Consider the following 15,049-nt stretch of genomic DNA (forward strand, 5'->3'; position numbering starts at 1 on the left):
TCCTTGGTAAAATAGTAATACCAATGACAAAACAAATATAAACTGCATGATTCTTTTTATGGCTGCAGTTTCCCATGGAGGAATAATCAATGATTTCACTGGAAAAAGCAACTCACCCGCTAAAGGGCGACATTTTTGTTCCCGGCGATAAATCAATTTCACATAGAAGTATCATGTTTGGCTCAATTGCAGAAGGCACCACTGAGATTACAGGCTTTCTTGAAAGTGCCGACTGTCTTTCAACTATTGAGTGTTTCAAAAAACTTGGAATAATCATAGACCATACCATAAGACCTACAAACGGAGTGCCTACTATCACTGTACACGGCAAGGGTCTCCATGGTCTGTCTGCGCCTGCATCTACTTTATATACCGGAAACAGCGGAACTACCACTAGACTCATGAGTGGTATCCTGGCTGCCCAGAAGTTTGATTCAATGATAACAGGCGACAGTTCCATAGAAAGAAGACCTATGGGACGCATAATAAAGCCTTTAACACAGATGGGAGCAGACATATCCTCTACTCTTGGCAATGACTGCGCGCCGCTTAAGATTGTTGGCGGAAAAAAGCTTCACGGAATCTCCTACAGAAATCCAATCGCTTCCGCGCAGGTTAAGTCCAGTATTCTTCTTGCAGGACTTTATGCTGATGGCGAAACTGTGGTATATGAGCCTGCTCTTTCAAGAAATCACTCTGAGATCATGCTTAGTGCTTTCGGAGCTGATGTTCATAATGTAATTGCAAGAGACGGAAGTGCTACTGCCATTCTGAAACCAGGCATGCCGCTTATCGGTCAAAAGATAAATGTACCTGGCGACATTTCATCCGCAGCTTACTTTATTGCTGCTGCTCTGATAGTTCCGGGCTCTGAGCTTCTTATCAGAAATATTGGAATAAACCAGACACGTTCAGGAATACTTGCAGTCTTAAAACAGATGGGCGCCGACATCACGCTTCTTAATACGAATGAATCCGGCGAACCAAGAGCAGATATTCTTGTAAAATACAGTGAGCTTCACGGTAATCAGAATAATGTATTTGAAATCGGCGGAAAGCATATTCCTACAATGATCGATGAGATACCAGTAGTTGCTGTTCTTGCCGCAACTGCAAACTGCGATACAATAATCAAGGATGCCGCAGAGCTTAAGGTAAAAGAATCTGACAGAATTGCAACTGTTGTCGAAAATCTGGCAGCTATGGGCTGCGATATTGAGGCAACTGATGACGGAATGATAATCCATGGAGGCAAACCGCTTCACGGTGCTGACATTAAGGCTCATGACGATCATCGTCTTGCCATGAGTTTTGCTATAGCTGCGCTTGCAGCCAAAGGAACTACGAGAATACTTGATGACAACTGCGTAGGTATCTCCTATCCTACATTCTTCAAGGATCTGCAGTCGCTGTTGTAAATGGGTGCCTCTCTGCAGTGGAGGGGGCGTCGCCGCGAAGCTATCCGTTTAGAAGTGTTTGCTTTCGTCTGCGCGGTGATTTTCATAAATTCAAAAAATAAGGGAGACCTCCTTTCAGCGCTGTTCAAAACAGTCGGTCTCCCTTATTTTTTTCGTTTTGAAAATCATCCTGCTCGTCCGAGAACTGCACACTTCTAGACGGATAGCTCCGCGGCGGCTTGTCCTTCCGGCAAAGGCTGATTTTTTTATTTCATTCTGCCCAGTTAAAATATTAGAAAATCCATACTTACAGACATGTAAAAGGGGCCTCGCACTCATTTTCAAATTCGTGCGAAAGCCCGTTTTTATCTCTCAGAAACTTTATAACTATTTTCCCTGATGAGCTAGCTCATCTGATACGGTTTCGTAAACCTGGATTCTCATCTGGACGTCGTCCGGCATTCCTATGAATATTCCGCCGTAGTGATACATATCACCATCTTTAACAGCTCTTACTATCTGGATAAAGACATTTATTTTGTCCTTATTCCAAAGTGTGAGATTAGCTTCATAGTTACTGCCTATCGTAAGAGCTTCTGTCGTGCTAAATCCAATACCATCTCTTGAACAATCAGTGATCTTGATATCAACAGCCTCATGATTTCCACTTCCGCCAAGTTCCTTGATCAAGATCTCGCCTGTAAGTTCAAGCCTTTTGTGTTTTCTCTTATCTTCCATCATTTCCCCCATTAATCGAAGAATATATTATCACTCATTAATATGATAAAATAAATACTTTTTTTCATCAAGTGCATAGCTATGCTAACTTACTGGATTATGAACCTCTGAAGGTTATCGTTAATTGTATCAACCGCGTCAGATACTGAGGAAGCAGCATTTGCAACAAGTTCTGAGGAGGAAGCAACGCCTTTGGCAGCTTCTGTAACGCGCTCAACATTCTCAGCAATTTCCTGAGTTGATGCTGACTGCTGTTCTGAAACTGATGCCATATTTGTAGCAACGTCATTAACCTTCTGGATCTGCTCTGCCATTACAGACAATGTCTCATTAGCTTCTGAAAGCTGAATTGTGATTTCCTTGAATGTAGCAGCTGCTGTATTTACTGACTCTGCGCTGTTATTGATAAGAGCAGTATTTGATTCTGATTTTTCTGAAAGCTGCTGTACTCTCGCAGACATTTCCTTGATGATCTCAGCAATCTGATTTGTTGCATTTGCTGAATTCTGAGCAAGGGCTCCGATTTCCGAAGCAACAACCGCAAAGCCTTTTCCGGCTTCACCTGCTCTTGCAGCCTCAATGGATGCATTAAGGGAAAGGAGGTTGGTCTGAGAAGAAATAGAATTGATAAGATCGATGATCTGTGTGATCTTATCTGCGGCTTCATCAACGCTGCTAACCGCATCTGCCATATCTTTCATTGACTCTACTATATCATTCATTCCGCTTGCTACAGAAGCCATATCCTGCTGACCGCTATCTGCCTTATTAACAAGCTCATTCATTGTATTCTCAACCTGCTGTTCCTGCTCAGTTACATTTGCAACAGTAGTTGCAAGAACTGTCGCATTTTCAGCAACTTCATTAACCGCATCTGCCATGTGTTCAATATTTTCACGTATCTGGCTCATGCTTGCGGACTGGTTATTAGCTGCACCTTCAAGATCTTCAGCTGTATTCTTGGAATTTCTTGCGTCATCAAGAAGCCTTCCGGATACATCCTTAATCTCAGTAAGTGATGATTTCATGCCACTCACAAACTCGCCCATAGCTTTGTTCATGAATGCTATCTCATCATTACCCTTTGACTCAATCTCAACGGTGAAGTCACCACCGGATATCTTTTCAATGTTATCAGTAAGCGACGTAACAGGTTTTTTGATCATTGTATAAAGAACCTGCGTCATAATAAGAATAACAACAACAGCCGAAACAACAGTTACAATCATAAGGATAATAACTATCTTCTGAAGCGCTGCAAGAACTTCTCCCTGCTTAGCATAGATGATTACTCTCCAATCAGTTCCGCTAACTTTTGCAGAGATCATGTAATACTTCATCTTGCCAACTCTTACATCAGTTACAACGCTTTCTTCTTTATTAAGTTCATCTGCCAGGAATCCGGAAATAGCAGCAAGGAATGGATCACTATCCGCATATTCTGAAAGGTTATGTCCTGCAACACTGGAATCCTCTCTGTAAGTAAGAATCTGTCCGGCAGCAGTAACCATCATTGCTCCGCCAGACTTGTAAAGCTGCACACCATTTAATTTTTCCTGAGCATTTGCAAGCATAAGGTCTGCTGCAAAGCATCCTTCTCTGCCATCCTGTAGATGTACATGTCTGATAACGGTTGCACAAAGATCTCCTGTAACATCATCAAAATATGGCTGATCGTAATAATAGAACCAGCTGTTTGTATAACCCATAGCCTCAACATACCAGACATTTTGCGTTACATTTTCTATTGTGAAATCGGGCTGAGCCGGATATATAAATGTTCCATCATTAAGACCAAGATACGCGCCTGTAGGAATCAGGTCATATCTTCCAACTGTCCCTTTCATATATTCCATAATGGAGTCATTATCAGCATAGTTGTTCTGTTCCAGAGCATCAGCAACACCATTTAAATAATAGAACGTTGAAAGAAGATCTCTGTTTACGCTTCCCGAATCAGCAATTACTTCATTACTAAGGGAAGTATCGATAAGATCCTTGACCATTGAAAATCCAAGCGCAAAAACAAGTACCTCAGCAATTATGATGCTTATCATAAGCAGTGCCACAAAAAGAATCAGAATCTTGGCACTTATCGCTTTAGTTGGTCCTACTTTTGATTTTCCTTTTACTTCTCCAGCATTTGCATCCATAATTACCTCCTATAATCAGGTAAAAAAATGTGTATACCACGAGAAGATTATACAAAACAAAAATAAAACAATTATTAATGTTCTATTTTAAAAGGATAAAATAACGCAAAAACATTGATAAATTCACTTTTACATAAAAAAAGCGACCTACAACAATCAATTTTTCCCCTGAAGTTTCAGCTTTTCAATATAGGTCTTTGCCATATCACTTAATGCTGCATTCTTACGCACAATATAACCAAATGTAAGAGGCTCCTCTTCCTTGAGCTTAACAGCGTGAATCTGTGATGAATTAAGGCTGTTCCCCAGCATAGCTGCGCCAACAGCATATCCATCAAGACCAAGCATAAGTTCAATGGATGTAGCTCGCTCATTCGTGCTTATCACTTTTTTGTAATCGTAAGTAGCAAGCGCCTCTTCTCTATAATAAAAAGAAGTATTATCTCCCTGATCAAATACCATACAAGGATAATCCTGAAGGTCTTCAAGAGAAAGTTCCTGCCTGTCTGCAAGAGGATGGTCTTTTCTTAAATAGACATAGGTATCACGGGCAAAAAGCTCATGAAACTCAAGCGAAGCGTCTTTAAATATCTTTTTAAAGGTATTCTTGTTAAACTCACTAAGAGCTATAACTCCGACCTCACTCTTCATGTTTTTAACATCGTCAATTACTTCGCTTGTCTGAGTCTCGCAGATTGAAAACTGATATTCGTCGCTATCATATTCTCTTACCGTATCAATAAATGCATTAACTGCAATGGTGTAATGCTGCATGGACACGGAAAAAGTAAGTTTCTCCGACCTGGAATTAAGATACTTATCTTCCACTTTCTCGAACTGTTCAACTGCGTGCCTTGCATAAGCGATAAAAGATGCTCCAGCGCTAGTTGTGACAACTCCGTTGTGGACTCTTTCAAAAATCTGTATTCCTATCTCATTCTCCAAATCTCTCACTGCGCTTGAAAGTCCCGGCTGTGAAACATATAGTCTGTCCGCCGCCTTACGCATAGAGCATTCTTCATCGATTGCAATAACATACTTAAGCTGTAATATAGTCATGAATAAAAATCTCCCAACAAATAGTTTTTACACATGATATATTACTACATTGCTCTAAAGTATGAAAGCGTATATTTTATCAAAAACGCACAAAACCCAGCAAAAAAGCCCCAGGCAAATGAGCTTTGGGGCTTTTAATGGCAAATTTTCTTTTACAAATGAGTAAAGGAATTTAAAACATGGCATTTAATTATGGTTATTAGTCGGCAAATTTTTATGGCATATTATGGCAAAATTTATAATCAACCTGCAAATAGTGGTGTTGACAGATATCTGTCTCCGGAATCAGGTAAAAGAACTACGATGTTCTTACCCTTATTCTCTTCTCTCTCTGCTAAAATAGCTGCAGCCTTAAGCGCTGCGCCGGATGAAATTCCTACAAGTATTCCCTCTGAAACCGCGAATCTCTTTCCTTCTTCAAAAGCATCTTCATTAGCTATTGCGATTACTTCGTCGTATATCTTGGTGTTAAGAGTTTCAGGTACAAATCCTGCTCCGATACCCTGAATCTTATGAGGACCTGCTTCGCCTTTTGAAAGAACAGGGCTTGTTGCAGGCTCAACAGCAACAACCTTAACATTTGGATTCTGCTCTTTTAGATACTCACCTACACCTGTAACAGTTCCGCCTGTGCCAACACCTGCTACGAATATATCAACTTTTCCGTCTGTCTGCTTCCAGATTTCAGGGCCTGTTGTAGCTTTGTGAATTGCAGGGTTTGCTGGGTTTACAAACTGTCCAAGGATGATAGAACCTTCGATTTCTTTTTCAAGTTCCTCAGCCTTTGCAATGGCTCCCTTCATGCCCTTGGCGCCTTCTGTAAGAACAATCTCTGCGCCATATGCTTTTAGAAGATTTCTTCTCTCAACACTCATTGTATCAGGAAGTGTAAGGATTGCTCTGTAGCCCTTAGCTGCTGCAACTGCTGCAAGTCCAATTCCTGTATTACCACTTGTTGGCTCAATGATTGTTGCTCCAGGTTTTAATTTTCCGCTCTTTTCTGCATCCTCGATCATGCTAAGAGCAACTCTGTCCTTTACTGAACCTGCAGGATTTAAATATTCAAGTTTTGCAAGTAATGTTGCATTTGTAACTCCTGCCTTTTTGCTGTATCCATTCAGTTTAAGAAGTGGTGTCCCACCAATCAATTCTAATGCGCTTTCTTTGATGTCTGCCATCTGTAATCCCTCCCGTGTTTTATCTGATGAACTTATATTATCACCGTGATACCCTTTTGGGAATTAAACAAACATTATAGGAAGTGATAACAGTTGGTTATAAGCATGAAGCAGTTGCCAATCCGCACATTCACCGGAATTCAGAAATGTTTGTGTTCGTCTGCGCGGTGTTTTACTAAAACTCTACTGCCCTTTTCATAAACAGCCCCGCCACAAGGTGTCCGTTTGGGAATGTGCAGTTCTCGGACGAGGATGTTGATTTTCAAGATGAAAAAATGAAGCGAGCTCGACTGTTACGAACAGCGCTGAGAGGAGAGCTCGCTTCATTTATGAATCTTAGAAAATCACACCGCAGACGTAAACAAACATTTCCTAATGGATACCTTGTGGCGGGGCGTAATGAAAAACAGCGGAATTCATTTTATTTAAAGAAGCACGCATCTCCGAATGAGAAGAATCTGTACTTTTCTCTGATTGCTTCTTCGTAGGCGTTGAGGACGTGTTCTCTTCCTGCAAATGCTGACACGAGCATTACAAGTGTTGACTCAGGAAGGTGGAAGTTTGTGATAAGACCGTCCATGAGTTTAAATTTGTAACCGGGATATATGAAGATAGAGGTATCACCGCTGCATGCTGAAAGCTTGCCATCTTCTGACGCTGCGCTCTCAATTGTGCGGCAGCTGGTTGTTCCTACACAGATGACTCTGTGGCCTTCTGCCTTAGCCTTGTTTATCTTCTCTGCTGCCTCTGCAGTTACCTGATACCACTCAGTGTGCATATGGTGTTCCTTGACATTGGTTACCTTTACAGGTCTGAAAGTACCAAGTCCTACGTGGAGTGTGACAAAGGCCATATCCACACCTTTTTCCTTAATCTTCTCAAGGAGGTCATCTGTGAAATGAAGTCCTGCTGTAGGAGCAGCTGCGGAGCCTTCATATTTAGCATAAACTGTCTGATACATATTTTTATCCTGAAGTTTGTGCGTAATGTATGGAGGAAGCGGCATCTCACCGAGCTTATCCAAAACTTCTTCCCAGATTCCGTCATAGTAGAACTTTACAAGTCTGTTTCCCTCATCTACTATGTCCATGATCTCGGCCTTTAGTATCCCATCGCCAAAAGAAACTCTTGCGCCAGGACGTAGCTTTTTTCCCGGCTTAACAAGTGTCTCCCATACGTCTGCTTCTTTTCTCTTAAGCAAAAGAATCTCAACAGCGGCGCCAGTTTCTTCCTTGACGCCAAGAAGCCTTGCGGGAATAACCTTGGTATTATTAAGCACAAGACAATCCCCGGGTTCAAGGTAGTTTATGATCTCATTAAAAACATGGTGTTCAACTTTGCCACTCTCCTTGTCCATAACAAGAAGCCTGCATTCATCTCTTTTTTCCATAGGATCCTGTGCTATAAGTTCCTTAGGAAGGTCAAAATAATAATCGGCTGTCGAAAGCCCAATTTCCTGTATTTCGTTCATTTCTTACTTCTTTCTAAAAAATCAAATGTTAACAAATGCTACAATATACTACCACGACTTTCGACATTTTTAAACTTATTTTTATTCTTCCGGACCAAGATAGCTTACAGGAAGTGTATAGTTCTTTTTCTTGACTACTATCTTCTCAAGGATCACTCCCGGGTCACCTGCAAAGATATGAAGTTCATTTTCTCCTTTATTCAACTCAAAGGAAGCCTCCACCTGACGAGCACCTGTAAGCACACCCTGAGCCCAGTCTGTATCCTGCCACTCTGTGTAATAGTGATCTGATACTGAGTAGATAGTCTGTGCGTCCTTATCATTTACTGATGCAGAAAACTTCATTCTTCCACCCTTGTAGGATGGATTTCTTGTAAGAAGGTAGAAAATCACATCATATTCTCCATCTTCTGAGACGTTTACCTTGTAAGTAACTGATGGAGCCTCTTTACTGTCTTCATAGCTTGCCATTGAAGGAAATGCCTTAATAGCGCTGCCCTCTCTGCCAAGGAAATCTACAACTTCAAATCCATTGCCACCTTCTTTTTTATTCTCTACAAATTTGTCCGCTTTAAAGCAAACAAATGGTACATCTTTGCATATTTCTGCGCTGTCATCACCAGTCTCAGAAACTCCTGCAATTCCCTTAACTACCAGGTCAACATAAGTTTTCTGTCCATTGTCAAAAGAAATATTTACTCTGCCTCTTACTTCAAATTCTCCGGACTTCTTGCTGCTCTTTTCATTAAGCGCTATTGCAACAGTTCTTCTTCCATAGTGACTTAAGCTATCTTTGCCAAAATAGTCCTTTCCGCAAAGTCCGCCTGTAAAAGCGCATGGGAGCTCATTCATAAGTTCCACTCTGCCTTTTGCATTTTCACAGGATAACAAATCGTCTTCAAAAGTCACTTCATAATCAAATGGAACTTTTCCCCTTGCATCAATATCAAGTAAAACAAGGTCAGTATCTTTTTTCATAAAATCGCAATTGACAATTGGAGCCATATCCTGCCAATATGCACCGAGGTGATATCTATCGCTTCCTCTGAAGGACACCAACGCCTTGGCCGCTGTAGTAGGAGTCACTTTGCAGGTTACAGGATAGAACCATTCGCGGTCATCCCAGCTTCTAAAGCCTGTGTGGGCTGAGCTAAGGCAATGATTCCACTTGCCATCAGCAATCTTGTTAAATTCATCTATCAGCCTCTGATCATACTCGATTCTAGCCTCAATCTCATCAGTGAGATAGCCTCCAAAAACTGCGCCTTTTGCAGCAAGCATATGGTTAAATCCGGTCAGTATCCATGCAATCACCATATTTAGGGAGGCTGCTGCAGCATAGTAGATAACGCTCTGATATGTCAAAAGAGCGTCTCCCGAAAGTTCTTTTTTTAGCTTCTCTGCAGTATCAAGAACATCCCTTACTTCTGCTAAAACTCTTTCACCTTCTCTGAAATGAACAGGGTTATAAATTGTATCATTCATGGTTTCAGGAGTTCTTATCGCATTCCACTTTGTGTACCCCTGAAGCACTTTAAATATCATATCCTTCTGCTGGGCAGAAACCTTATCCGCAAACTGAGTATCTATCCACTTATATGCAAATTTTTTTACTCTGTTAAGACCATTCTTGCCGCCCCAGTTCTCGAAATCATATGCCAGTTCCATGAAGAAACTAAGTGGATATTCCATCTCCTTGAGGTCACCAACGTTGACAATCCACATCTTAGTCACGCCTGCTTCATAAGCCTGGCTCATCTGCTCCCATGTCTTGGTAAGACGGTTACAGTTAGTCCACTCATAACTGATAGGAGCGCCATGGTAGTCGAAATGATAGTACATTCCAAAGCCGCCGGGATGCTTTCTCTCTGCCTCTGTAGGGAGATTTCGAAGATTCCCATGATTGTCATCACTTAAAAGAAAAATAGTATCTTTTAACTCATCCCAGTCCTTAAGTCCTTCGCAGGTTTCATCACCATAGTAATAGTCCTCAACCTCTTTGTAGATTGCAAGCATTCTCGGCACTTTAGTAAGATCATCTGAAATGTATTTTTTCAGAATTTCATCCTGGGCCAAAATAGCTTTTTTGACCACTTCTATATTGTCTTTCATGGTAGCATCTTCAGGAAGGAGCTTACTATCTGCTTCGCCTCTCATACCGATCGTATAAACATTTTCAAACTCTTTATTTCTAATGACTCCGTCTTCCCAGAACTTTGTGATTGCTTTATCGTTTGTTATAAAGCTCCAGGAATTATCATCGCCATATTTCTTGAACTGATTCTGCCACTCATTTCCTGCTCTGCACAAAGGCTCATGATGAGAAGTTCCCATGACAACGCCGTACATATCTGCAAGTCTGGCATTTTCAATTCCGGGACCCTCTTCAGAAAAAGAAGAATTCCACATGGCCGGCCAGAAATAGTTTCCCTTTAATCTAAGAAGAAGTTCAAATACTTTTTTATAGCACTTTGCATTAACTCCGCCAAACTGCTCTGTAGCCCAGTTACCAAATGCAGGCCATTCATCATTTATGAAAAATCCTCTGTAATATACTGAAGGCTCTTTTGATACAAATCTATCTGATGCATTTCCAAGTGTTATCTCAAGAGTATTTTTCTTTACTGGATAAGCATCTCCGAAATAAACAAGCGGTGAAACTCCGCAAAGTTCAGATAACTTGAATAAGCCGTAGATTGTACCGCGCTTATCACTTCCAAGGATAATTAGTGCTTTCTTTGCGCTTCCAAAAGAAACACTGTATGTATTTTGGGCAGAATCTTTAGTATCTGCATTGTTCTTCAATTGTTCCAAATCAAGAATCTGCATCAAAAAGACTTCTCTTTTCCCTGAAATGTCTGAAACATCAATTATTCCATTATCGCTTAATGCATCAATAAGCGGGCTTCTGCCAAGTGTAGCTGCAATTACTACAGTTTCAGGACTAATTTTTCCAAGGTCAGAAACCTGTCCCGGAAGAACATCTGTGACAAGCTTTATGTCCTCCGCAACTGTTTTGGCGATTTCCTTAACGCCTTCAAATGCGCTATCTTCAACAAAAAAATCCGTGCTGCTTTTCCCATCGCAGACAACAAAACTATTCATAATATTTTACCTCTCTCCGATTTATGGAACTGTCAATTAATACATCTATTCTGTAGCAGTACCTTAAGTTCACCACACTAAAAAAGTGTATAAAAAAAAGCAAACACATATCTACTTAATGTTTGCTTTTTTATACTCAAATATATCAATGATGTCACGTCTTGTTTCGCATAACGTGCTACCACAACCCTATGTACTATTCGAAGATCATAATAGTGTCTTTTTCTTGAAACTTACATATCTCATCCATGCGGTCACGCCGCTTATAGCCCATACAATGCCTACTGACCACCAGATTCCCCACAGTCCTATCGCCGGAATCTTAGTCAATAGTATCGGCACAATAAATCTGCCGATTACTTCAACAATACCATTTAATAGTGCAAAGAACGAATCTCCAAGTCCGTTAAGCACGCCTCTTACAACATAGATAACTCCAAGCATCACATAGAAAAAGCTCGTAATTCTAAGTGCCATGGCACCCATCTGGATAACATCCTCATCCTCAACGAAAATCCTTATTATTCCTTCTCCAAATAGCTGCATGATTGGAAGCATCAGCGCTGAGAATATTGCCATGAGTAAAAGGCTCTTTCTATAGCCTGTAATGATTCTGTCATTCTTTCTTGCGCCATAGTTCTGACCTGTAAATGTTGAAAGTGCAGCTCCCAGCGTCTGGTATGGCTGGTGTATGATCTGCTCTATCCTGCTGGTTGCGGTAAATGCTGCAACTGCCACTTTTCCAAACGAGTTAACAACTCTCTGTAACGCCATGCACGAGATTGCGATCAGCGAAAACTGAAGTGAAAGCGGAACACCCAGTTTTAAAATCTTAACTGAAATATTTGTATCAAACTTAAGGTCCTCTTTTTGCATATGGAAATATTCATTTTTCTTAATTGCATAAAAAAGACAACTGATACCGGAAACAAGCTGTGCTATAACTGTAGCAATTCCCGCGCCTGCAACGCTCATGTGAAGCACGCATACAAATATTATGTCTAAAACAGTATTGAGAATACATGAAAAGATAAGGAAATACAGCGGCGTCTTTGAATCCCCAAGGGCTCTAAGCATTGATGATGCATAGTTATAAAGAGATACAAAAACAATTCCTACGCACATGATTCTCATATAGGCAACGGCATCTGCCATGATCTCCGACGGTGTGCTCAACATACCAAGAACCGGTGCAGATAGTAAAAATGCAATAAATCCGACTATAACAGGAAATACCATCATTATGTATCCGGTATTAACTATACAGCTCTTTATCTCAGAAACATTTCCTTTTCCAAAAAACTGCGACGTTATGATTCCACCGCCACTTCCAATTCCATTACACAAAGCAAAAAACAAGAAAGTAACTGATCCCGTAGCTCCAATTGCAGCAAGCGCATCCGCTCCCACAAACTGACCTACAATAACAGAATCCACAAGATTATAAAGCTGCTGGAACAGATTTCCTATCAGCATCGGAATAGAAAACTGTATTATCAAAGAAACAGGTCTTCCCTCTGTCATATTGAGCATCGCTGTTTCACGTTTCTTGATATCTGCCATTTTTTCACCTACCATAAGCACAATTAAATTTGACCAAAACTCATCATTTATTTATACCATAAATCATAACTTAGGCAATATTATTTTTTCATAAAGAAAAAAGCCCGCTTCACCTAATAGATGAAACGAGCCTTGATTATCATATCAATAATGATTCCAATTGCCGTAGCCGTTAAATGAGCTGTAGTTCTTTGTATAAACTATTGATATCAGCTTATCGTTCTTATCAAAGTAAAATCTCATTGCATAGCTTGTATTGTTGCCATATGTATAAACGAGAACAGACTTTGCATTCTTAAGTGTCTTAGTACCGTTAAAATACTCTTTTCCAAAAGACTGACTCTGAATCATATAAATCTTATCTGTAGTCTTATCAAACTTTTCTTCTGTGCCATTACCATATGCAACAATTACATCTTTCTTGGTTGCTCCCAGTGTAATGCCTCTCAAAGTCTTGATTACTTCAGCTTTTGCCACATTATACTGTCCGGCCTGATGCTGATAATAATCAAAGTATGCTGTATAACTGCCAGCTGCAAGATATGAGTAGTTATCAATATATGGTGTTCCCATTGTTATTTTATTGATACTGCTCTCACCCCTGAAATCGTTGAGACGTACATCTGCGCTGTATACAGTAACAACACATGTAGCTTTTTTACCATTTGCAGTAGCTGTGATAACTGCACGTCCTACATTTACAGGCTTAACAACGCCTTTCTTTGTAACCTTAACTACATTCTTGTTGCTTGTAGTCCATGTGACTGTCTGACTCTTGCCTGTTACTGTAGCTTTTAAAGTATAAGTCTTAGCAAGTGAAATCGATAATGCGCTCTTGTTGAGCTTGATTGTAGCTTTCTGCGCCGCATTTGCAGTAACAGCACTAAATGGTAAAAGCATAGTGATGCAGAGCATAATTGCCAGTAGTAGTGATAATTTCTTTTTCATAGTACACCTTTGTGATGGATTTCCTCCATCTCCCCTTCCTTTTTCATCAGTACTATTATACAGAACTTAAATCAGGATTCAACTACATTTCACTTTCTTTATAAAAAGAACTGTTTTACTGTTCACTCGCTATCAGCTCGCCCGAGCTACTATTTTCACACATTCCAATCCTGCTTCGTAAATGAAATGTGCATCTTAATTTATCTCAAAACCTCGCATCTTCCGGATGTTTACCCGCTTCCCTTGCTGTATTAAATAAGTATTTAATTACATCACCCGGATACGCGCCGATAGCAGTCTCACCTGTGACCATAACAGATGATGCTCCGTCAAGAACCGCATTGTAAATGTCACTTACTTCTGCCCTTGTGGGAATAGCGCTTTTTTCCATGGAAGAAAGCATCTGTGTTACTACCATAAATGGCTTGTTATGCTCATTGCATATTCTGGATATAGTTTTCTGAATATGCGGAAGTTCCCATAGCGGCATGCAGTTGCCAAGATCTCCTCTTGCTATTATCACCTCATCACACAAATCTATAAATGACTCAAGATTATCTATTCCTGCTTTATTTTCAATCTTTGCATAGATTCTGATATTCTCACATTCATTCTCAGAAAGAGCTTTTCTTACCTGCTCAAGGTCATCCCTGCTTCTTGCAAAAGGCTGCATGATTCCTGTAATCCCAACTTCTTTGGCAAGACCGATATTTTCTTTATCATCATCAGTAAGTGCAGGCATTGTTATATCCCTACCCACTATCTTGATGCTCTTTCTCTGTGTCAGAACGCCACCCCGCTCTATTTGCATTAATATCTTTTTACCATCAGTCTGAGATACCCTAGCCAAAATTTTTCCGTCATCAATAAGGATTTCATCCCCTACATTTATCTGAGCAACTATCTCTTTATCCAGCGGAATTCCACCTTCGCCAAAGTAAACTGTATTACCATTTTTAAGATTATAGGAGTTTTCAAACTTTCCTATACGCAGCTCCGGTCCCTGCATATCTATGAGGATTATAGGAGCTATATTATTTTTTTCTGCTGCCTTCTTAATCCTTGAGATACTTTCTATGCAATCCTTTAGCATCACATGGGATAAATTAATCCTGATTCCGGTCATTCCTGCCCTAAACATATCGCTTAGTATTTGAAGATCTTCACATGAAGGTCCCAACGTTCCAAAAATATCTACCATACTTTTTTCCTCGGAATTTTTCTACTCGCTAAAACGCTACTTTCTCATGTTTTGCATGCCACAAATTCATAATGTTTATCATGCTTGAACTCATATGATTACTGTTTCCTCGTTATCAGCTCACCCCAGGAACACATTATTAACATTTGCCCCTCATCATATAATTATAAATTTTTCATATTACTCTTTTCAAGAATAAGGAAAAAGAATGTACTTATTCATGCCCTACCACTTCA

At 40.2% G+C, this 15,049-nt stretch carries 10 protein-coding genes; 1 reads left to right on the forward strand and 9 read right to left on the reverse strand.

Annotated elements, in window-relative coordinates; all coding sequences use genetic code 11:
* Positions 1 to 89: 89 nt before the first annotated feature.
* Positions 90 to 1,418, forward strand: coding sequence for a 3-phosphoshikimate 1-carboxyvinyltransferase (gene aroA / locus BM086_RS02330; protein WP_092322801.1), 1,329 nt, complete (start codon positions 90 to 92; stop codon positions 1,416 to 1,418).
* Positions 1,419 to 1,784: 366 nt separating this feature from the next.
* Here aroA and BM086_RS02335 read toward each other — a convergent pair whose 3' ends face one another.
* The 9 genes from BM086_RS02335 to pyk all read right to left on the reverse strand — a co-directional run bounded on the left by BM086_RS02335 (position 1,785) and on the right by pyk (position 14,813).
* A complete protein-coding gene (locus BM086_RS02335) occupies positions 1,785 to 2,138 on the reverse strand; it encodes a PilZ domain-containing protein (protein ID WP_207650971.1) in 354 nt (117 codons plus the stop codon).
* Positions 2,139 to 2,224: 86 nt separating this feature from the next.
* Positions 2,225 to 4,288 (reverse strand): methyl-accepting chemotaxis protein, encoded by a 2,064-nt coding sequence (locus BM086_RS02340; RefSeq protein ID WP_092322804.1) that lies wholly within the window; start codon positions 4,286 to 4,288, stop codon positions 2,225 to 2,227.
* A gap of 156 nt (positions 4,289 to 4,444) precedes the next feature.
* Positions 4,445 to 5,347 (reverse strand): LysR family transcriptional regulator, encoded by a 903-nt coding sequence (locus tag BM086_RS02345; protein ID WP_092322807.1) that lies wholly within the window; start codon positions 5,345 to 5,347, stop codon positions 4,445 to 4,447.
* A 242-nt stretch (positions 5,348 to 5,589) separates the two neighbouring features.
* Complete coding sequence (gene cysK / locus BM086_RS02350; protein ID WP_092322810.1) at positions 5,590 to 6,525, reverse strand: cysteine synthase A; 936 nt, start codon at positions 6,523 to 6,525, stop codon at positions 5,590 to 5,592.
* Between the two features lie 421 nt (positions 6,526 to 6,946).
* On the reverse strand, positions 6,947 to 7,996 hold the full coding sequence (queA, locus tag BM086_RS02355; RefSeq protein WP_092322812.1) for a tRNA preQ1(34) S-adenosylmethionine ribosyltransferase-isomerase QueA: 1,050 nt from the start codon (positions 7,994 to 7,996) through the stop codon (positions 6,947 to 6,949).
* A gap of 81 nt (positions 7,997 to 8,077) precedes the next feature.
* Complete coding sequence (locus BM086_RS02360; protein WP_092322815.1) at positions 8,078 to 11,101, reverse strand: glycosyl hydrolase 115 family protein; 3,024 nt, start codon at positions 11,099 to 11,101, stop codon at positions 8,078 to 8,080.
* A gap of 207 nt (positions 11,102 to 11,308) precedes the next feature.
* A complete protein-coding gene (locus BM086_RS02365) occupies positions 11,309 to 12,664 on the reverse strand; it encodes an MATE family efflux transporter (RefSeq protein WP_242952108.1) in 1,356 nt (451 codons plus the stop codon).
* Between the two features lie 144 nt (positions 12,665 to 12,808).
* Positions 12,809 to 13,612, reverse strand: coding sequence for an Ig-like domain-containing protein (locus BM086_RS02370; protein ID WP_092322817.1), 804 nt, complete (start codon positions 13,610 to 13,612; stop codon positions 12,809 to 12,811).
* Between the two features lie 205 nt (positions 13,613 to 13,817).
* A complete protein-coding gene (gene pyk / locus BM086_RS02375) occupies positions 13,818 to 14,813 on the reverse strand; it encodes a pyruvate kinase (protein ID WP_092322820.1) in 996 nt (331 codons plus the stop codon).
* Positions 14,814 to 15,049 lie beyond the last annotated feature (236 nt).

This window comes from Butyrivibrio sp. YAB3001 (assembly GCF_900112195.1).
Taxonomy (GTDB): domain Bacteria; phylum Bacillota; class Clostridia; order Lachnospirales; family Lachnospiraceae; genus Butyrivibrio.